The sequence below is a fragment of the Sphingobacterium sp. UT-1RO-CII-1 genome (genome assembly GCF_026711005.1).
In the GTDB taxonomy this organism is placed as follows: domain Bacteria; phylum Bacteroidota; class Bacteroidia; order Sphingobacteriales; family Sphingobacteriaceae; genus Sphingobacterium.
In genome coordinates this window covers 612,520-631,436 of sequence record NZ_JAPPVJ010000001.1, presented here as the reverse complement: position 1 = coordinate 631,436, position 18,917 = coordinate 612,520, and the positions used below count along the sequence as shown (strand labels likewise).

Sequence of the window (18,917 nt, the reverse complement as noted above, 5' to 3'; positions counted from 1 at the left end):
TTATTTTGAGAAAATATTTAAGCTGTTAGCTTTTAGATTAATGAAAGGATTTCAATCTCATGGGAAAAATTATAGCAATTGCTAATCAAAAAGGCGGTGTAGGGAAAACAACAACCTCGATTAACTTAGCGGCAAGTTTAGCTGTTTTAGAACATAAGACGTTGTTGGTAGACGCCGATCCACAAGCAAACTCAACCTCGGGAATAGGTTTCGATCCTCGGACTATTAGGTCTAGTGTTTACGAGTGTTTAGTGAATGACTTGAATCCAAGAGAGGCTATTGTGCAAACAGATACTCCTAATTTGGACTTATTGCCAGCTCATATTGACCTGGTAGGTGCCGAAATAGAGATGATTAATATGCATGAGCGAGAGTTCAAAATGTTGAGGATGATTGAGCAAGTGAAAGATGATTATGACTTTATTATTGTCGATTGCTCGCCATCATTGGGGCTGATTACAATTAATGCCCTTACGGCTTCAGACTCTGTAATTATTCCTGTGCAATGTGAATACTTTGCTCTAGAAGGGCTAGGGAAATTGTTGAATACAATAAAAATTGTGCAGACACGATTGAACACAGCTTTAGAAATTGAAGGAATTTTATTGACAATGTATGATGTACGACTGCGCCTGTCAAACCAGGTTGTGGAAGAAGTACGTACACATTTTAGTGAATTAGTGTTTGATACGATTATTCAACGTAATACACGATTGAGTGAGGCACCAAGTTTTGGTATCTCGGTTATCATGCATGATGCATCTTGTAAAGGGGCAATTAATTATCTGAATTTAGCAAGAGAAATCTTGCAAAAGAATGGTTTAACGACAGAAAGTCCGCAAATAGCAACAGTATAGTATGGCATTACAAAGAAAGACAGGTTTAGGGAAGGGATTAGGAGCATTATTGCAGAATGAGGATATACAGGTTTCTCGGAATACGCCGGAACAGACGCCCGGAGGGACAGAAAACGTAAATTCGGCAGGAAGCATTAACTTTGTAAAAGTTAGTCAAATAGCCGTTAATCCCTTTCAGCCACGTACAGATTTTGACGAGCAGGCATTACAAGAATTGGCCGAATCGATCATCTTACAGGGATTGATACAGCCGATAACAGTCCGTCAGGTTAGTAAAAACGAATATCAGCTGATTAGTGGTGAACGGAGGTTAAGAGCCTCTAAAATTGCGGGAATAGAAGAAGTACCGGCTTATGTACGGACTGCCAATGACCAGCAAATGCTGGAAATGGCATTGATTGAAAATATTCAGCGTGAAAATTTAAATGCAATAGAAGTAGCTTTAAGTTTTCAGCGTATGATAGAAGAATGTAACCTAAAACAAGAAGAATTAGGAGAAAGAGTTAGTAAAAACAGGTCAACTGTAACAAATTATCTCCGTTTACTAAAATTACCGCCAGCAATTCAAGCAGGAATTCGAGATGGACAAGTATCGATGGGGCATGCAAGAGCATTGATAAATGTGGGTGAGGTCGATAAGCAGTTGTTTGTTTTTCAGGAGATTATAGATAAAGGCTTGTCTGTCCGTATGACAGAAATTCTTGTTCGTAATATTCAGGAGCAAAATAAACCTAAAAAACACCCAGTAGGTAAGCAGATGGATTTTCAATATCAAAAGATAGAAGATGATTTAGCATCTCGATTTTCTACGCGTGTACGATTGAATTTAAAGAATAGTAAAGGTAAAGGTGCTATAGAAATACCTTTTGAAAGTGAGGACGATTTAAGTAGAATATTAGAATTATTAGATTGGTAATGCGGCATAGCCTCCCATTTTTGTTTTTATTTTTGTTCTTTTTTGTGGGGCGTGCACAACAGACCGATACGACAAAAGTTATTGATAGTGCGGTGACAGATACGCTGGCAAGGAAAGTATTGAAGTCTGATTCTACCAAAATAATAGCAGTAACTGATACACTCGTAGAAGCACAGGATACTGTTAAAAAAGAAACGAGAAAAGAGCGAAGAGAAAGGGAAAGAGCAGAGGCGGAAAGAGAAAAATATTATTATAAAGGAATCAAAAAGGATTCAACACGATTAGAAATAGAGTGGCTGTCCAAAGTAGCGTGGAAGAGATCATTGATGGTGCCAGGGTGGGGACAGTATACGAATAAAGGGTTGTGGTGGGTAAAGGTTCCGGTTATTTATGGCGGCTTTGTAGGAGCCTATTTGGTATTTGATTATTGGCAATGGTATTATAAAAAGTTTTTAACAGAACTGGACATTAGAATTGCTAATGATGATGAACGAGATAGGGACCCTGATCTAGTGAATTGGACTACTGAGGGCTTGGTAAGGCAGAAAGATTATGCCAGAAGAAATAGAGACCTGACTATATTGGTGACAGTAGGGTGGTGGGGCTTGAACGTAGTCGAGGCATATGTGGATTCTATGTTGAAGTATAGGTGGGATATTGGTTCGCAAATGAGTATGAAGGTAAGTCCTACATTTGTTCCTGCACAAGGCTATGCAAATAACGGTTTTTTGCGAGGTTACGGCGTAACCCCAGGGGTAAAACTAACAATGAACCTGTATTAAATATTGAAAGTATTGTTGCTAAGAATGAATAGAAACAGCGTATTGTGCTGACGTTAAATAAGCGTAATATAAGTTGTTGAAAGTTTGAGATAAAAATATTTAAGATAATTACATAGAAAATTCTCATGTCTGAGAAACACAGAAATCCATGGGAACTCTATATGGTAGTTGAAAATAAAATCATATACATATGAATATAGTTCTTCTAGGATACGGTAAAATGGGGCAACTCATTGAGAAGTTCGCTATAAAACGGGGACATCAGGTCGTATTGGTTGTAGATAAAGATAATCGTGATAAAATTACGGCAGAGGATATAAAAGTAGGCGATGTCGCAATAGACTTTAGTGAGCCGGCAGCGGCTATCGATAATATTACACTTTGTTTTGAAGCAGGATTACCTATCGTTGTTGGGACTACCGGATGGTATGAGCATCTTGAAGAAATTAAGGCAGTGTGTTTAGAAACAGAACAATCTTTATTGTATGGCTCAAATTTCAGTATAGGGGTGAATGTGTTTTTTTATATTAATAGGATGTTGGCAAAAGCAATGGCACCTTATAAACAGTATGAAGCACAAGTGGAAGAAATTCATCATATTCATAAATTGGATTCGCCAAGTGGTACTGCGATAACAATTGCTGAAGGAATTATAGATGGTATTGCAGAAAAGACTAAGTGGGTGAATGAATTGATAGGCGAAGGAGAAGGAGTTGTTCCAAAAGCTGATGAGTTATTGATAGAAAGTCATCGGATAGAGGAGGTGCCTGGTACGCATACTGTTTTATACAGCTCTGAGGTTGATCAGATCGAGTTTAAACATACGGCACACAATAGAGCAGGTTTTGCATTGGGAGCTGTCGCTGCAGCTGAGTGGCTGGTTGGAAAGAAAGGGTTTTATCAAGTGACAGAAATGTTTGATTTTAATAAATAAATAAAATAGCTTAGAGAAGGATGTTCTAAGCTTTTTACTTTTAAAATAACTTTATGTGGTATATAATATTTACACTCCTGACTTTAGTATCCTTTTATGGCTTAGGATTACTGTTTAAGAAAGCAGGAAGAAGAGAATGGGAGGCGTTTGTACCTTTCTATAATAGTTATGTAATGACAAGACTAACAGAGCGCCCTACATGGTGGGTGGCTTTGTTGTTTATCCCCATTGTTAATCTTTTTATTTTTTACGGCCTTTATTTTGACTTGCTGAAAAGCTTCGGTAAGAGGAGGTTTTGGGAAACCGTAGTGGCAGTATTGTTGCCATTTATTTTTTTGATTTTATGGGGAAGAGATGCAACTGTTAAGTATTTGGGGCCTTCCAATACGGAGGAGTTTCATAAGAAATATCCGTATAAAAAATCGGTAGCCAGAGAATGGGCAGATGCGATTATATTTGCCACAATAGCGGCCTCTTTGATAAGAGGATTTCTAATCGAGGCATATATGATACCGACAGGCTCTATGGAGCGCACGCTATTGGTAGGAGATTTTCTTTTTGTAAGTAAATTAAATTATGGGCCACGTATTCCCATAACGCCTATTGCCTTTCCTTTTGCACATCATACAATGCCGATAACGGGGGGGAAAGCTTATTCGGAAGCTATTCAGTTGCCGTATAAAAGGTTGCCTGGATTTCAAAAAATTGAAAGAAATGACGTTGTAGTATTTAACTTTCCTGCAGGGGATACTGTGATTTTAGAAAATCAGAGTGAAACGTATGCTGATGTTGTTAGACATATAGGGAAGGATGTGGTACACAATCAATTTACAGTAGTAACTAGGCCTATAGATAAACGAGAGAATTATATTAAGCGTTGTGTAGGTTTGCCTGGAGATAAGATAGCAATGAATGAAGGCGAGCTTATCATAAATGGTGAGCCGGGCTTCGTACCTCCTGAAATGCAAATGGACTATTATGTGTATACTGATGGGACAGGATTGAATATGGAACGTATGAAAGATTTACGTATTGAGACATTTCAGGGACCGCAGCCGGATATCTATAGATTATTTATGACAGCAGATGAAGCAGAGTTGGTAAAGTCGTGGGGAAATGTGAAAGCTGTAGAAATGTTAATCGCCGAACCGGGATATGGGGCAGATACCTACCCTAATAATGAGAAGTTCACGTGGAACTTTGATAATTTTGGGCCGTTCACTATACCGGCAAAAGGATGGACAGTAGAGCTTGATTCGCTGACAGTCCCGTTATACACGAGAGCAATTCGGGATTACGAGGGAAATAGTTTTGAGAAAAAAGCAGATGGATATTACATTAATGGAGAAAAAACAACTTCATATACCTTTAAGCAAGATTATTTTTGGATGGTAGGTGATAATAGACACAATTCCTTGGATTCGAGAGCTTGGGGGTTTGTCCCAGAGGATCATATTGTAGGAAAAGCCTTGTTTACTTGGTTGAGCTGGGACGAACAAGGGTCGTTTTTAAGTAAGATACGCTGGAGTAGAATATTTAAGGGAATTAATTAACATACAAGAGAAACGGATAGCAATTTGCTATCCGTTTCTCTTGTATGTTAGATTTTGTAATTAAACTTTTAGTGCAGCTAAATAGCGTTTTATAGTTTCTTCCAAACCTAAATATAAAGCATCGGAGATAAGCGCATGACCTATGCTAACTTCTAGTAAATTAGGGATGTGCTCGTTGAAGTATTTTAAGTTGTTTAAATCTAAGTCATGTCCTGCATTTAAACCTAAGCCGACTTCTTGGGCTTTTTTAGCAGCTTTGTAGTAGGGAGCTATTGCCTTTTGTGGGTCAAAGCCATGTTGTATAGCATAATCTTCGGTGTAAAGTTCGACCCGATCGGTGCCGGTCTCTGCTGCTGCTTCTACCATTTCCTCATTAGGCTCAACAAAAATAGAGACACGAATGCCTTGATCTTGAAAAAGTTTGACCATGTCTTTGAGGTACTCTCTGTTTTTGATGGTATCCCAGCCGTGGTTAGAAGTTATTTGATTAAGACTGTCAGGAACTAAGGTGACTTGTGTAGGCTTGTTGGCAATGACTAAATCGATGAATTTTTGCTCTTGGCAATTGCCTTCAATATTAAACTCTGTGCTGATTTCAGCTTTTAGGTCATAAACATCTTGGTAACGAATGTGTCGTTCGTCGGGGCGTGGGTGAACTGTAATTCCTTGTGCTCCGAACCGCTCACAAGCTAGTGCTGCTGCAAGTACGTTAGGTGTGTTGCCCCCACGAGAGTTGCGGATTGTTGCTATTTTATTAATGTTAACGGATAACTTTGTCATAATCTTATGTCGTAAACTACAAATGTATTCAAAATAGTAGAGAGAACCGAACTGATTTTTTAGTGCTTTTGAACAATTCATAATATTATTTTTATAAATTGCATAACATACATGAAGGGGCTAGATCAAGATATATTAAGTGGCTTTCGGCTATTAGATGTAATAGATATTTTATTGGTAGCAATAATTATTTATTATATCTATAGTTTGATTAAGGGAACTATAGCTGTTAACATCTTAATAGGTGTGGCTTTATTTTATGGGGTTTACCTTGTCGTAAAACAAATGCAAATGCGCCTGTTAACAGAGATATTTGGAGGGTTTATATCGGTAGGTTCAATTGTGTTGATTGTTGTGTTTCAACAAGAGATAAGACGCTTTCTAACACATATAGGTAAGAATATTTCATTACGTCGTAAAAAGTTTTTATGGTCTTTTTTGAATAGTAAAAAGACGTCTCAAGTAGATAATAATGAACAATTAAGACCAATTATAGATGCTTGTCGTAGCATGTCTAAGTCTAAGACTGGAGCACTTTTGGTTTTTTCAAGACATTTTGATGAGGAATATTACCAATCTAGTGGTGTGTATATTGATGCTCCTGCATCAAAAAGGCTCTTGGAAAGTATTTTTTTTAAAAATAGTCCGCTACATGATGGCGCCGTGATTATAGTTGATTTTAGAATTATGACGGCTAGTAGTGTTCTTCCGCTTTCTGATAGTGAGGACTTGCCTCCGCAATTGGGGCTAAGACATCGTGCTGCTATCGGTGTAACAGAGGTCTCGGAAGCCATTGCTGTCATTGTTTCTGAAGAAACAGGTGAAATATCGTTGGCGAAAGATGGACATATCAATATGAATTTAAGTGCTGAAGAGCTAGAGAAAATATTGAGAGAGGAACTGTGATATTTTCTGATTAATATTCATGTATTTTGCTTGAATGTAGAATATTATTCTCTTGTCTGTTTGATTATTGAGAGTTATTGATTAATTTCATGCTCATGTAAACCTTAAAAAGTAGATTATGTACTTTGATCAAACATCTCCACTGGATATTGTTTTAAACAATTTATTTGAGCATTATAAAACACATGTAGCCGATGTGTCAAAAATTACAACGAAACTTTTAGAAAAAGGTGTAATTGAATCGCAAGATGATATAGTAAATGATCATATTGCTTTCCGTACTTTAGGCGTCTCTAATTTAGGAATAAAGTCGTTCGAAAAGATATTCCTTGCATATGGATATGAAAGGCGTGATTATTATTATTTTGAAGGGAAAAAGTTAAATGCTTATTGGTATGCCCCGCCTAATGAAAACTATCCAAGAATATTTGTGTCCGAACTGATAGTATCGGAGCTGAGTAAAGAAAGCCAACAAATAATAGAGAAATATACGAAAGCTATTGTAATAGACCCTGTTGACGGTTTAGATCTACAAGATGGGATGCAGGTAGCTGATTTTTTACATAAACCTCTTTGGGGTTTGCCAACGTCTATGGAATATAAAAAATTGCTGGAGGAAAGTGAGTACGCAGCGTGGGTAATTTATAATAGATATTACTTAAATCATTATACGATCAGTATTCATGAGCTACGAGAGGGATATAACACTTTAGAGGCTTTTAATGAGTTTTTAGAGATGATCGGAGTGAAATTGAATTCGGCCGGGGGGAAAATTAAAATCAGCAATGATGGATTATTGAGACAGAGTAGTACGGTGTCAGCAGTTTATGAAGCAGAATTTGCTGATGGAGAAGTTTTGCCGATTGCAGGAAGTTATGTGGAGTTTGCACAAAGGGAGGTTCTACCAGAGTATGCCGATTTAGATTTGAAAAAGGTAGAGTCAAAACATAGGAGAGATGGTTTTGAAGCAAATAATGCAGACAAAATTTTTGAAAGTACATATACTTCTCAAATAGAAGGTTTGAAAGAATAAAAACAGTAATGAAGACCCTTTTGTTGAAGTTAAAGGATAGTCTCGCAGGAGAGTTGTTTACCGATAAGCTTGAGCGGATCATGTATGCGACAGATGCATCGGTTTATAGAGAGCTGCCCTTGGCTGTAGCTATTCCAAAAGATAAAAAAGACCTAATTCAATTAATAGATTTTGCAAAAGCGAATAATATACCTTTGGTGCCGAGGGCTGCAGGTACATCACTAGCTGGGCAAGTGATAGGTGGAGGAATTATTGTCGATATTTCTAAATATTTTACCCAGATTATCGAAATTAATAAAGAGGAAAAATGGGTTAAGCTTCAGCCAGGGGTTGTACGAGATGAGTTGAATATGGCTTTGAAAGAATATGGCCTTTATTTTGGACCGGAAACTTCTACAGCTAATAGGGCGATGATAGGGGGAATGGTCGGTAATAACTCTTGTGGTGCAAACTCTTTGATTTATGGAAGTGTACGAGAGCATACGCTAGAAATTGAAGCCCTGCTTAGCGATGGCACTGAAGTAATCTTTAAAGCGCTTACGTTTGAAGAGTTTTGTGAAAAATGTGAACAGGAAGATTTAGAAGGTGTCATTTATAGACATATACGAACAGTATTAAGTGATTATGATAATCAAGTAGAAATTAGAAAAGAGTTCCCTAAACAGGCTATTACACGGCGCAATACAGGTTATGCGATAGATATGTTATTGGAAACTGATCCCTTCGTAGCAGGAGCAGAGTTGTTTAATTTTTGTAAAATTATTTGTGGCTCTGAGGGAACTCTTGCGTTGATTACAGCGGTGAAATTGAACGTGTCGGATCTATTCTCAAAGCCTACAGCATTGATGTGTATACACTTTGATAGTTTGGAAGATGCATTGCAAGCGAATATTATAGCGTTAAATTATGAACTCCGATCATCAGAACTGATAGACCATTATATTTTAGAGCGTACTAAAAATAATGTGGAGCAAAATAAGAATCGATTCTTTGTCAAAGGAGACCCTAAAGCAATTCTAGTCGTTGAACTTGATGGTGATAATGAAAAGGAGCTGGAGAGCCGCTGTGCAAAGGTAGAAGAGGCTCTAAGAGAGAGAAAGTTAGGCTATTATTTTTCTGTCGTTTTGGGGGAAGACAAGAAAAGAGTTTGGAGCCTACGTAAGGCGGGTTTGGGCTTATTAAGTAATGTTGTAGGCGATGCAAAACCGGTAGCTGTGGTAGAGGATACTGCAGTAGATGTTGAGGACCTACCTGCATATATTCGTGACTTTAATGCATTATTGTCAAAACATGGCTTATACTCTGTTCATTATGCGCATGCAGCTACTGGAGAACTGCATTTGAGACCAATCTTAAATCTAAAAAATGTAGATGGACAAGAAAAATTTCGTGAAGTCGCTTTGGACGTCGCAAAGCTAGTAAAAAGGTATCGAGGCTCGCTGAGTGGCGAACATGGAGATGGGCGGTTAAGAGGAGAATTTATACCTTTTATGATAGGTGGGAAAAACTATAAAATTTTAGAGGATATAAAAAATACATGGGATCCTGTTGGGATATTTAACCCAGGGAAGATAGTTAATACTCCATCTATGAACACGCATCTACGTTATACAATGGAAACGACGAGAAAGAAGTTCCCGTCTGTTTTTAGGTATAACGGACAAAATATATTGCAACATGCCGAACAATGTAATGGCTCTGGGGATTGTAGAAAAACACACCTTTCGGGAGGAACAATGTGCCCGTCTTATATGGCAACTAGGAATGAGCGAGATACTACCCGAGCGCGAGCGAATGTGCTAAGAGAGATGTTGACAACGTCAGATAAAGAAAATCCATTTGATCATCAGGAGATTAAAGACGTGATGGATTTGTGTTTAAGTTGTAAAGCTTGTAAGATAGAGTGTCCGTCGGGGGTTGATATGTCAAAACTGAAGGCTGATTTCCTTCAAGCTTATCACGATGCAAATGGGGTGCCTTGGAGAAGTTGGCTAATTGGACATAATTATAAATTAATGCTTCTAGCCTCTAATTTTTCCGGATTGTACAATTGGACTGTACGCAATAAATGGACAGGTGCACTATTGAAAAAATCTTTAGGTTTTGCTCAAGAAAGGAATTTACCACTGATTGCTACAAAGTCGTTGAAAAAATGGTTTTTAAGCAGAAATAAATTAGTTGATAAGCGTAAAGGGAGAATAGCTTATTTTTTCTTTGATGAGTTTACGAATTTTCAGGATGTCGAAATTGGTAAAAAGGCAATACTACTTTTAGAGGGCTTGGGTTATAGGGTGCGTGTAGCCCCAATTGAAGAGAGCGGCAGAGCATTGGTTTCAAAGGGCTTTCTCCGAAAAGCTAAGAGATTGGCAAATAAAAATGTAAGACAATTATCGGGAGTCTTTAGGGGAGAAGTATGTATGGTGGGGATAGAACCATCTGCTATATTGATGTTTAGAGATGAATATGTCGATTTGGTAGATGAACAGCTTCTAGAGGAAGCTAAATGTATAGCAAAGCGAGCACGTTGTATAGAGGAGTTTTTGGCTGAAGAGATGCGGGCTGGACATATTAAGAAAGAGAGCTTTAAAGATGAACGGAAAGATATTGTAGTACATACGCATTGCCAGCAAAAGGCTTGGGGAATAGGAACTGTTGTAGTAGATATGTTGTCTTGTCTTGAGAACTTTCAAGTAAAGCTAATAGATGCAGGTTGTTGTGGAATGGCTGGAGCTTTTGGTATGGAACAAGAGCATTATAAATTATCGCAAGATATTGCTGAGCTATCGTTGCTCCCGGCTATAAGGAGAGTAAAGGAAACTTCTTTAGTTGTCGCTCCGGGAACTTCATGTAGACAGCAGATTAAAGAAGGAGCCGTTGTCAATGTATTGCACCCTGTTGAGGTGCTGTATGATGTTTTAAGATAAAGGAAGCGCTGTTAAAAAAGCGCTTCCTTTATTTGCTATTTAATAGATTTGAGGACCTGTGTGTTTAAACGAACATATTCTTCGTTATTTAGTGATTTGGCCATTTCTATTCCTTCATTTGCAGTTTTTGTAGCACCCGGTTTATCACCAGCTTTTAGTTGCATGACTGCTTTCCAGTATTTGATATAAGGTGCATCGACATTGTTTTTGTCCGCTTCAGAGATCCATTCAACAGCTTGATTAATATCTAAACCATTATTGTAGTAATATTGAGCAGCCTGAAAATAAGGCTTTTTTTCGCCTTTCATTGCTTCATTAATGGAAGCTAAAATTTCATTATGTTGGTCGACTGCAATATGGAACTTTACCTTTGTGTTTTCCCAAGCCAAACTTAGATCAGTCCCTGTCGGAGTAACATTTTCAAAAGCCATCGTAAAGGATTCTATTTTTTCTTTTGTTTTTTGAGACTTCACTTGAAAGCGTAGAAGATCTTCGTCTTGCTTATAGTCATAAGCTCCCCATTGATTAGGGTTTTTAGAGAAAATAATGGTCCAGTTTGTTTTAGTAGGGATGGTGAAAATACCATAAGTACCAGCAGGGACTTTATTGCCTTCTATTGTTACTTCCTCTTCAAATGTTATACTAGGTATAAGGTTAGCTCCTGTGCGCCAAACTTCATTGTAAGGTTCTCGGTCGCCAAAAATAGTACGATTATTTACATTGGGTCTTTGGTAGGTTAACGTTACTTTGTTAATACCTAGCCCTTGCTCGATTTTCGTACTGCTACTTGCAGGAGGAAATTTAGCTTGCCCCAGAACCTGTTGGGAGCCGAACAACAAGAGTGTTGCTGTAAATATTGATAATAGTTTTGTTTGCATATAGATATAAATTACTTTGTAATACCTGTTTTCATTTATGATATGAGCCTTTGTACAGCACTAAAGATACTAAGTTTTTGGTGAGTTCAGATGTCGTTTCCTTTTCACTGACGAATAGAGGATCTCCTAAGAAAGAGTTAGGGATAAAACAACATGGGCGCTACCTAGTGGAGCGCCCATGTTGTTTTTAAGATTAAAATATTATTTTTTACCCGCTTTATGTCCTGAGATACTGTAATAAAGTATAAAAAGATAACAAGGTAAGGCTATCCAATATGCCGACTGTGGACCAATAGAGTGAGAAATTTGGCCGTAAAGCAAAGGAATAACTGCTCCACCGGCAATACCCATAACAAGAAGACCAGACGCTGCACTGGTGAATTTACCAACACCTTTCAGAGCTAGTGGCCAGATGGCAGGAAAGATTAACGAGTTAGCAAAGCCTAAGGCAGCAACGAAGTAAAGGGATGTCATTCCAGAGGTATACACGATACCGAATGTGAACAAAATACCTAAAATAGCACATAGCTTCATAGCGGTATCTTGTTTCATGATTTTTGGAATACTAACAATACCTACAATGTAACCAATAACCATAGCAATCATGACTAGGCCTGTGAAAAATTTAGCATCTTCTAGACTAATACCTAAAGAAACACCATAAGCAATAATAGTATCACCCGCTAGTACTTCAACCCCTACATAAACAAACAGCGTAACAAATCCTAATATAACGTGAGGGAACTGCCAAATGCTTGTTTTATCTTCGGAAACAGTATGATGATCTGCTGTTTCTTCTTCGTCACCTTGTACTTCAGGTAAATTAGCTCTCGAGATCCAGAACGCTAAAATTAACAGGACAATAACAATAGCGATATAAGGGTTAACAACTTGTAAGGCTATTTTATCAAGTGCTGCAGTGTATTCGTCTGCCGACATGGACTCAACTTGTTTTGCAATACTATCTGCTTCACCTAAGTTTAGGAATAGTCCTAAAATAATAGGGGCTACCGCTCCTGCTACCTTATTACAGATACCCATGATACTGATACGCTTTGCAGCACTCTCGACAGGGCCTAATATGGTAATGTAAGGATTGGATGCCGTCTGTAAAATAGCAAGACCCCCACCCATTATAAATAGGCCTGTTAAAAAGGTAAGATATGTACGGGTATATGCTGCAGGGATAAATAGGAGAGCTCCTAAAGCCATTATACCTAGTGAAATAGACATTCCGCGCTTGAAACCGTACTTGTTTAATACCCACGTTGATACAGGGGCCATAACAAGATAAGCGATATAAAAAGCAAATGTTACAAGGTAAGACTGTACTTCTGTTAGGTCACACGCAATTCTTAGGTAAGGTATAAGAAGAGAGTTTAACCATGTCACGAAACCGAAAATGAAAAATAAGGCGGCAATAATGATCATAGGACCTACGGGAGACTGGCCATTTTGCTGCAAAGAGTTTTTAGAATCCATGTTTAAGCTATGTTTAGATTTTATAGTGATTGATTACAATAATAAACGTAGATGCAAGACTAAGAAAATAATTTGGTATAAAAAAAATAAGATAAAAAAACAAACGATTGCGTCTGTGTAAAAATATGGAGAGACTACGTTGGGCATAGTCTCTCCAAACCTAAACCGTATCATATAACCACCTTGAATGGCTTATAGTAATAATACAATGATTAGGGTAGTTTTGTTTTTTTTATTCTTTATTTTTTCTTACGATGGCTACTGTTAATCTAGAGATACAGATCAAGATACCTTCCTCATTTTTTATTTTAATATCCCAAACGTGAGTTTTTTGTCCGATATGTAAAGGAGTGCATGTGGCATAGACGGTCCCCGAGTGAACGGAACGAAGATGATTAGCATTAATCTCCATACCTACACCTACAAACAGTTCAGGATCTATAATAAGGTTGGAAGCAATACTCCCTACTGATTCTGCTAGGACTACAGAAGCACCGCCATGAAGAAGCTCGATAGGTTGTTTTACTTTACTTGTTACGGGCATGGCAGCTACTAGAAAATCTTTATTTATTTCCGTGGCATGAATATCTAGATACCCTGTCATGTTTTTTGCGAAAATCTTGTTAATCTCTTCAAGAGAGTAATCTTTAAACCACATATTAATTAGATTTATTGTTTAAATAGCGTTCTTGTAAAATGAGCTGATGATGTATTAAGTGCCCCGCTATAACATATAGGAAGGCTTTTACAGAAATTAAACGTCCTGAAGCCATGCCTTTTCTTTCTAACTCTATATCATCAAAAGATTCGAACATCGCTAAGTTGGATTGACGTAGATGTATGAATTCCTTTATAATACTTTCAAAACTACGCTCGTTATGTCGTGCATTTTGTACGAAAATTTCCTGCTCAAAAGCTGCAAGTTCAGTCATATCATTTCGTGCAAAGCGCAAAGCCCGGTAAGCCATAATGCGCTCAGTATCTAAGATATGGCATAGGACTTCTTTGATAGACCACTTCTCTTCATCATAGGTATATTCGCCCTGGTCTGCCGGGATTGTGCGGATAAAGTCTGGAAAGCTTTCTAATTGATTGTGAAGCTTATCGAAGACAGGACCCACTATATGCTCTATATAATCGGTGTAAATAGCTGGATATTCTTCAGATTTCAGTGGGTTCATAGCGTAGTGTGCTTTTAAGTATTATCCTAAATGTTGTTCCTTTTTCTAGTTCGGACTCTTTTACGAAAATTTGCCCGTTATGGTAATCGACCATGCGTTTTGTTAAACTTAAACCTAACCCCCAACCACGCTTACGAGTAGTGAAGCCCGGTTGGAAGATACTCTCGAAATTTGCTTTTTGAATACCGTTGCCCGTATCACTAATGTCTATAAAAATTTCTTCTTTTGCAATATTATCGGTTATATTAACGGTTATTCTACCTTCAGAGTCAATAGCATTTACAGCATTTTTTAATAAATTTTCAATGATCCAATCGAATAAAGGGATATTGATTTTAGCAGAAGCAGATTGATCTCCAGTTAGCTCGAAAGTGATGCGTTCGCTGGTTCGAACTTTAAAGTAAGTTATAAATTCATTAATTGTCTGGTATATATTGTGGGGAGTGAGTGTAGGGACAGATCCGATTTTTGAGAAACGATCTGCTACAATTTCAAGTCGGCTGATATCGCGTCCCATCTCGTTGAGAATAGAATCATCTTCGGCATTATATTTAGAACGAACTAATTCTAACCATCCCATTAATGAGGAAATAGGAGTCCCCAGTTGATGAGCAGCTTCTTTAGCCATACCCACCCAAACTAGGTTTTCTTCAGATTTTTTTATAGAATTAAAAACAGTATAGGCTATGATAAGAAAGAAGGCAATGAGAGACAATTGTAAATAGGGAAATATACGCAGTTGACGTAATGCTTCCGAGTCTTTGTAATGAACGGCCCAGGTGTTACCGTCGTCAAGGTCAAGTATTATTGGAGGATGACTGCCCTTCATAATATTCAGTTGTTTGCGAAAGTAGTTCGGATCATAATCTATCTTCCCAAAAGAACTGTCGGCCTGTGATTTGGTGTTGGTTTTGGTGGGGTCAAGATCACGCCAAAAGATAATGTTGTCGCGACCATCCGTAATAATAGCGGGAGTAGTAAGGCTGTCTCGAACAGCATAAATAAAACTTATAAAATCATCATCTAAATCGGGCATTGTAACAATGCTTTTAGTACTCATTGCCCAAACTTCAGCTTTAGTGCGCTCGGAAATTGATAAATTCTGAACTAAATAGTTCGTATAGATAAGAGAGCCCGCAGCAATTAATGCTGCAAATAGGAATAAAATAGCTTTCCAACGGCGCTTCGTGTTATATTGGAATAAACGATCTTTTTTTCTCATAATAAGGTTGCAAAATACTGTTTTTATGTCAATGTAATTTCGGAGTACTTTAATTTATTGAAGTTACTAAGGATAATTGTGTCTTTTTTAGTGCGGTTATTGTAATATTCAGTGGTGTAGATTATTCTAAATAAAAAACACACGCATAGATGATCTGTTATAACTTTTACACGATAAAAACGTAGTTTTGTAGTTATGAGTTTGCAGAAAAAAGTTAGGGTGCGTTTTGCACCAAGTCCGACTGGCGGCTTACACCTTGGAGGTGTGCGTACAGCATTATTTAATTATCTTTTTGCACGTCATCATGAAGGTGATTTTATATTACGGATTGAAGATACGGATCAAACACGTTTTGTGGAGGTAGCCGAAGAATATATAACAGAGTGTTTGGAGTGGTGTGGAATAAAGGTAGATGAGAGTCCTCTGAAACCAGGGAAGTATGGACCATATAGGCAGAGCGAGAGAAAACCATCGTATAGGAAGTATGCTGAACAGCTGATAAAAGATGGATATGCTTATTATGCCTTTGATACAGCAGAAGAGTTAGCAGAAAGGCGGGTAAATGAGCCTAATTTTAGGTATTCGCATGAAAATCGCATGAGCTTAAGAAATTCATTAAGTTTGAGTGAAGAAGAAACTGCAAAATTGTTGGCAGAAGGTCATGCACATACGATAAGGATTAAAGTTCCAGAAGGGGAGCTAGTTGTTTTTGATGACATGATCAGAGAGAGAGTTTCATTTGAGACGAATTTGGTGGACGATAAAGTGTTATTAAAAGCAGATGGGATGCCAACCTATCATTTGGCTGTTGTGGTTGATGATCATGCAATGGAAATCTCTCATGTTTTTAGAGGAGAAGAGTGGTTGCCTTCAGCGCCAGTGCATATTTTATTGTGGAAATATTTGGGATGGGAACAAGAAATGCCAGAATGGGCGCATCTGCCCTTAATTTTAAAACCGGATGGAAATGGAAAATTAAGTAAACGAGATGGCGATCGTCTAGGTTTCCCTGTATATGCGATGAATTGGAAAGACGCTAAAACACAGGAATTGACCAAGGGCTTTCGCGAAATGGGTTTTTTGCCCGAGGCTTTTGTCAATATGCTGGCTGTGTTGGGATGGAACGATGGGACCGATCAAGAGATTTTTTCAATGAAAGAATTGATCGCTAAATTTTCTGTGGATCGGATTAATAAAGCAGGGGCAAAGTTTGATTTTGAAAAAGCCAAGTGGTTTAATCATGAATGGATAAAGAAAACCAACAACACAAATCTGTTGCCGGAGATAAAAATGGTGTTAGCGGATCATGATATTCGTAATAATGATGAAGACTACCTTGATAAGGTTCTCTCGTTGGTTAAGGAAAGAATGGTTTTTGTCGAAGACTTTTGGGGGCAGGCGTCTTTTTTCTTTCATACGCCGGAAAGTTATGATATAGATGCAGTTAAGCCTAAGTGGAACGAGAATAAAACTCGCTTTTTTCAAAACTTGATAACAGATTTGCATGAAGTAGGAGTATGGGATGCTGTAACAATAGAGGAGTTGTTTAAAAAGAAAGTAACAGAATCAGGCATGAAAGTAGGTGAGTTGATGATGCCTTATAGGATTATGCTAGTGGGAGGGAAGTTCGGTCCTGATGTTTTCAAGATAACTGAGCTACTGGGGAGAGAAGAGGTTGTTTTAAGGATTAATAGAGCTTTGGTTCACTTCTAATAAAAGAGAGCAATATTGATTTTTTGAGTAGGCGAAACCTGGAGAAGGTTTCGCCTTTTTTATGATGAAATTTTACTACAATGGTAGATGTAGTCGCTTTAAGGTGATGTTTTAGCCATTTTGTATTGGGTTAATTCAAACGTTTTCGTAAATAAAAGCTATGGATATTTAGTAGTTTAGTTTGATTATTAATATTATTGTAAGAGGTAGTTTGGCAGTTAACCAGTAATAAATCAATCCGCTAATTTATGGGATTGGAAGTGATATAGGGCTATTTATTAAAGAAGAAAGCTGTATGTTTTAAATAAAGTAATTATTGCCAAGTTTTTAGTTAACCAGATAAATAGAATTGATAGTAAATAAACGTATGATAAGGAAAAAGATTATAAACTATATTGTAATAGGCTGTATAGCTGGATTGACAGGCACATGTGGTTTGGCAAATGCGCAAACTAATGAAAAGGGGTGGGTTGATTTATTTGATGGAAAAACGCTGAATGGCTGGAAGAGCTTAGGAGGGAATGCGCCATATGAAGTGGAAGACGGAACTATTATCGGTACAATGACAAAGGGAACACCTAATTCTTTTCTGGTAACAGAAAAAGAGTATGGCGACTTTATTTTAGAATTGGAAGTTAAGTTAGAAGGAAATCAAACGAATTCTGGAATTCAGACACGTAGTCATTTTGACCCTAATGCAAACAATGGGAAAGGGAGAGTATATGGCAGACAAATAGAAATAGATCCTTCAGAGCGTGCGTGGACAGGAGGTGTGTATGATGAGGCGAGAAGGGGGTGGATATATCCGTTAGACTTGAATGAAGCCGCGAAAGGAGCCTATAAGCAAGAAGAGTTTAATCATATCAGAATAGAAGCTATTGGAGATGAGTTGCGCACATGGGTCAATAATATACCAGTTTCTCATGTGATAGATACTTTAGATAAAGAGGGGTTTATAGGTTTGCAAGTACATAGCATTAAAGACGCACTACACGGCAAAAAGGTGTATTTTAAGAATATAAGAATACAAACTGATAATTTGAAGCCCAAAAAGACACCAAAGGATTTATATGTCGTGAATTTGAAACCTAACGATATTTCTTCTGCAGAGAAAAGTTCAGGCTGGAAGTTGCTTTTTAATGGAAAGGATGCTACAGGCTGGACAAGTGTACATGGTGGAGGTTTTCCAACTAAGGGGTGGGAAATACAGAATGGTATGATAACCGTCCATAAATCAGATGGAGGCGAGTCTACGAATGGGGGAGATATTGTGACAAAAGAGCAATATGCTGTTTTCGATCTTTCATTCGAGTTTAAACTAACAGAAGGAGCTAATAGTGGTGTCAAGTATTTTGTAACATTGAAAGAGAAGGCAAAAGGATCGTCTATAGGACCAGAGTTTCAGATTTTGGACGATGCAAAGCATCCAGATGCTAAAATGGGAAGAGATGGTAACCGTACTTTGGCGTCTCTATACGATTTAATAACTTCTAATCGTGATGGGAGAGCAAGAAGACCTATTGGAGAGTGGAATCGTGGACGTATTGTAGTGACTGCTGATAATCAAGTGACGCATTATTTGAATGGTATTAAGATGGTTACTTATAAGCGCGGGTCTAAAGAGTATAGGGATTTGGTAGCCATAAGCAAGTATAAAGATTGGGATAGGTTTGGAGAAGCAAAGAAAGGACATATTCTTTTGCAGGATCATGGAGATAAAGTGTCCTTTAGAAGCATAAAAATTAAGAAATAAAAT

General features: G+C 37.7%; 16 protein-coding genes. 10 read left to right on the top strand and 6 right to left on the bottom strand.

The genetic code is table 11. The features are described from left to right. Positions 1-59 precede the first annotated feature (59 nt). From ORI89_RS02535 to lepB, 5 genes are all read left to right on the top strand, one after another. Entirely contained in the window at positions 60-857 is a 798-nt protein-coding gene (locus ORI89_RS02535) for a ParA family protein (RefSeq protein ID WP_268228850.1), read from the top strand. 1 nt (position 858) lies between these two features. Then, positions 859-1,773 (top strand): ParB/RepB/Spo0J family partition protein, encoded by a 915-nt coding sequence (locus tag ORI89_RS02530; RefSeq protein ID WP_268228849.1) that lies wholly within the window; start codon positions 859-861, stop codon positions 1,771-1,773. Further along, the gene (locus ORI89_RS02525; RefSeq protein WP_268228848.1) at positions 1,773-2,555 is read left to right on the top strand and encodes a DUF5683 domain-containing protein; all 783 of its coding nucleotides are present in this window, start codon (positions 1,773-1,775) and stop codon (positions 2,553-2,555) included. The genes ORI89_RS02530 and ORI89_RS02525 overlap by 1 nt, the downstream gene beginning before the upstream one ends. Before the next feature lie 190 nt (positions 2,556-2,745). Beyond that, positions 2,746-3,489, top strand: coding sequence for a 4-hydroxy-tetrahydrodipicolinate reductase (gene dapB, locus ORI89_RS02520; protein ID WP_268228847.1), 744 nt, complete (start codon positions 2,746-2,748; stop codon positions 3,487-3,489). A 53-nt stretch (positions 3,490-3,542) separates the two neighbouring features. Beyond that, positions 3,543-5,042 (top strand): signal peptidase I, encoded by a 1,500-nt coding sequence (lepB, locus tag ORI89_RS02515; protein WP_268228846.1) that lies wholly within the window; start codon positions 3,543-3,545, stop codon positions 5,040-5,042. Between the two features lie 60 nt (positions 5,043-5,102). Here the strand turns inward: lepB and ORI89_RS02510 are convergent, their stop codons facing one another. Next, positions 5,103-5,822: a pyridoxine 5'-phosphate synthase gene (locus ORI89_RS02510; protein WP_268228845.1), complete on the bottom strand. Its 720-nt coding sequence runs from the start codon at positions 5,820-5,822 to the stop codon at positions 5,103-5,105. A 111-nt stretch (positions 5,823-5,933) separates the two neighbouring features. Between ORI89_RS02510 and cdaA the strand changes: the two genes are divergently transcribed. From cdaA to ORI89_RS02495, 3 genes are all read left to right on the top strand, one after another. Continuing rightward, positions 5,934-6,728, top strand: a complete 795-nt coding sequence (gene cdaA / locus ORI89_RS02505) for a diadenylate cyclase CdaA (protein ID WP_268228844.1) — start codon at positions 5,934-5,936, stop codon at positions 6,726-6,728. Positions 6,729-6,846: 118 nt separating this feature from the next. Continuing rightward, positions 6,847-7,761 carry a DUF1338 domain-containing protein gene (locus ORI89_RS02500; RefSeq protein ID WP_268228843.1) on the top strand — a complete coding sequence of 305 codons (915 nt, stop codon included), beginning with the start codon at positions 6,847-6,849 and terminating at the stop codon, positions 7,759-7,761. Positions 7,762-7,769: 8 nt separating this feature from the next. Next, positions 7,770-10,685, top strand: a complete 2,916-nt coding sequence (locus tag ORI89_RS02495) for an FAD-binding and (Fe-S)-binding domain-containing protein (RefSeq protein ID WP_268228842.1) — start codon at positions 7,770-7,772, stop codon at positions 10,683-10,685. A gap of 35 nt (positions 10,686-10,720) precedes the next feature. Here the strand turns inward: ORI89_RS02495 and ORI89_RS02490 are convergent, their stop codons facing one another. From ORI89_RS02490 to ORI89_RS02470, 5 genes are all read right to left on the bottom strand, one after another. Continuing rightward, a complete protein-coding gene (locus ORI89_RS02490) occupies positions 10,721-11,563 on the bottom strand; it encodes a DUF2911 domain-containing protein (protein ID WP_268228841.1) in 843 nt (280 codons plus the stop codon). Between the two features lie 201 nt (positions 11,564-11,764). Continuing rightward, positions 11,765-13,045: a sugar MFS transporter gene (locus ORI89_RS02485; RefSeq protein WP_268228840.1), complete on the bottom strand. Its 1,281-nt coding sequence runs from the start codon at positions 13,043-13,045 to the stop codon at positions 11,765-11,767. Positions 13,046-13,277: 232 nt separating this feature from the next. Continuing rightward, the gene (locus tag ORI89_RS02480; protein WP_268228839.1) at positions 13,278-13,703 is read right to left on the bottom strand and encodes a hotdog fold thioesterase; all 426 of its coding nucleotides are present in this window, start codon (positions 13,701-13,703) and stop codon (positions 13,278-13,280) included. A 1-nt stretch (position 13,704) separates the two neighbouring features. Then, positions 13,705-14,226 carry a DinB family protein gene (locus ORI89_RS02475; protein ID WP_268228838.1) on the bottom strand — a complete coding sequence of 174 codons (522 nt, stop codon included), beginning with the start codon at positions 14,224-14,226 and terminating at the stop codon, positions 13,705-13,707. Continuing rightward, positions 14,207-15,448 (bottom strand): sensor histidine kinase, encoded by a 1,242-nt coding sequence (locus ORI89_RS02470; RefSeq protein WP_268228837.1) that lies wholly within the window; start codon positions 15,446-15,448, stop codon positions 14,207-14,209. The genes ORI89_RS02475 and ORI89_RS02470 overlap by 20 nt, the downstream gene beginning before the upstream one ends. Before the next feature lie 195 nt (positions 15,449-15,643). On the opposite strand from ORI89_RS02470, the gene gltX reads away from it, so the two are divergent. Together gltX and ORI89_RS02460 are read left to right on the top strand one after the other, a co-directional pair. Then, entirely contained in the window at positions 15,644-17,161 is a 1,518-nt protein-coding gene (gene gltX / locus ORI89_RS02465; RefSeq protein ID WP_268228836.1) for a glutamate--tRNA ligase, read from the top strand. A gap of 367 nt (positions 17,162-17,528) precedes the next feature. Then, positions 17,529-18,914 carry a 3-keto-disaccharide hydrolase gene (locus ORI89_RS02460; protein WP_268228835.1) on the top strand — a complete coding sequence of 462 codons (1,386 nt, stop codon included), beginning with the start codon at positions 17,529-17,531 and terminating at the stop codon, positions 18,912-18,914. The last annotated feature ends 3 nt before the right edge of the window (positions 18,915-18,917 follow it).

Excerpts from the sequence above, each read along its gene's own strand:
- ORI89_RS02490 (WP_268228841.1), bottom strand. The coding sequence starts at position 11,563 with ATGCAAACAAAACTATTATCAATATTTACAGCAACACTCTTGTTGTTC.
- ORI89_RS02530 (WP_268228849.1), top strand. The coding sequence starts at position 859 with ATGGCATTACAAAGAAAGACAGGTTTAGGGAAGGGATTAGGAGCATTA.
- ORI89_RS02475 (WP_268228838.1), bottom strand. The coding sequence starts at position 14,226 with ATGAACCCACTGAAATCTGAAGAATATCCAGCTATTTACACCGATTAT.
- ORI89_RS02495 (WP_268228842.1), top strand. The coding sequence starts at position 7,770 with ATGAAGACCCTTTTGTTGAAGTTAAAGGATAGTCTCGCAGGAGAGTTG.
- gltX (WP_268228836.1), top strand. The coding sequence starts at position 15,644 with ATGAGTTTGCAGAAAAAAGTTAGGGTGCGTTTTGCACCAAGTCCGACT.
- ORI89_RS02485 (WP_268228840.1), bottom strand. The coding sequence starts at position 13,045 with ATGGATTCTAAAAACTCTTTGCAGCAAAATGGCCAGTCTCCCGTAGGT.
- ORI89_RS02500 (WP_268228843.1), top strand. The coding sequence starts at position 6,847 with ATGTACTTTGATCAAACATCTCCACTGGATATTGTTTTAAACAATTTA.
- cdaA (WP_268228844.1), top strand. The coding sequence starts at position 5,934 with ATGAAGGGGCTAGATCAAGATATATTAAGTGGCTTTCGGCTATTAGAT.
- ORI89_RS02460 (WP_268228835.1), top strand. The coding sequence starts at position 17,529 with ATGATAAGGAAAAAGATTATAAACTATATTGTAATAGGCTGTATAGCT.
- ORI89_RS02535 (WP_268228850.1), top strand. The coding sequence starts at position 60 with ATGGGAAAAATTATAGCAATTGCTAATCAAAAAGGCGGTGTAGGGAAA.
- ORI89_RS02525 (WP_268228848.1), top strand. The coding sequence starts at position 1,773 with ATGCGGCATAGCCTCCCATTTTTGTTTTTATTTTTGTTCTTTTTTGTG.
- ORI89_RS02480 (WP_268228839.1), bottom strand. The coding sequence starts at position 13,703 with ATGTGGTTTAAAGATTACTCTCTTGAAGAGATTAACAAGATTTTCGCA.
- lepB (WP_268228846.1), top strand. The coding sequence starts at position 3,543 with ATGTGGTATATAATATTTACACTCCTGACTTTAGTATCCTTTTATGGC.
- dapB (WP_268228847.1), top strand. The coding sequence starts at position 2,746 with ATGAATATAGTTCTTCTAGGATACGGTAAAATGGGGCAACTCATTGAG.
- ORI89_RS02510 (WP_268228845.1), bottom strand. The coding sequence starts at position 5,822 with ATGACAAAGTTATCCGTTAACATTAATAAAATAGCAACAATCCGCAAC.
- ORI89_RS02470 (WP_268228837.1), bottom strand. The coding sequence starts at position 15,448 with ATGAGAAAAAAAGATCGTTTATTCCAATATAACACGAAGCGCCGTTGG.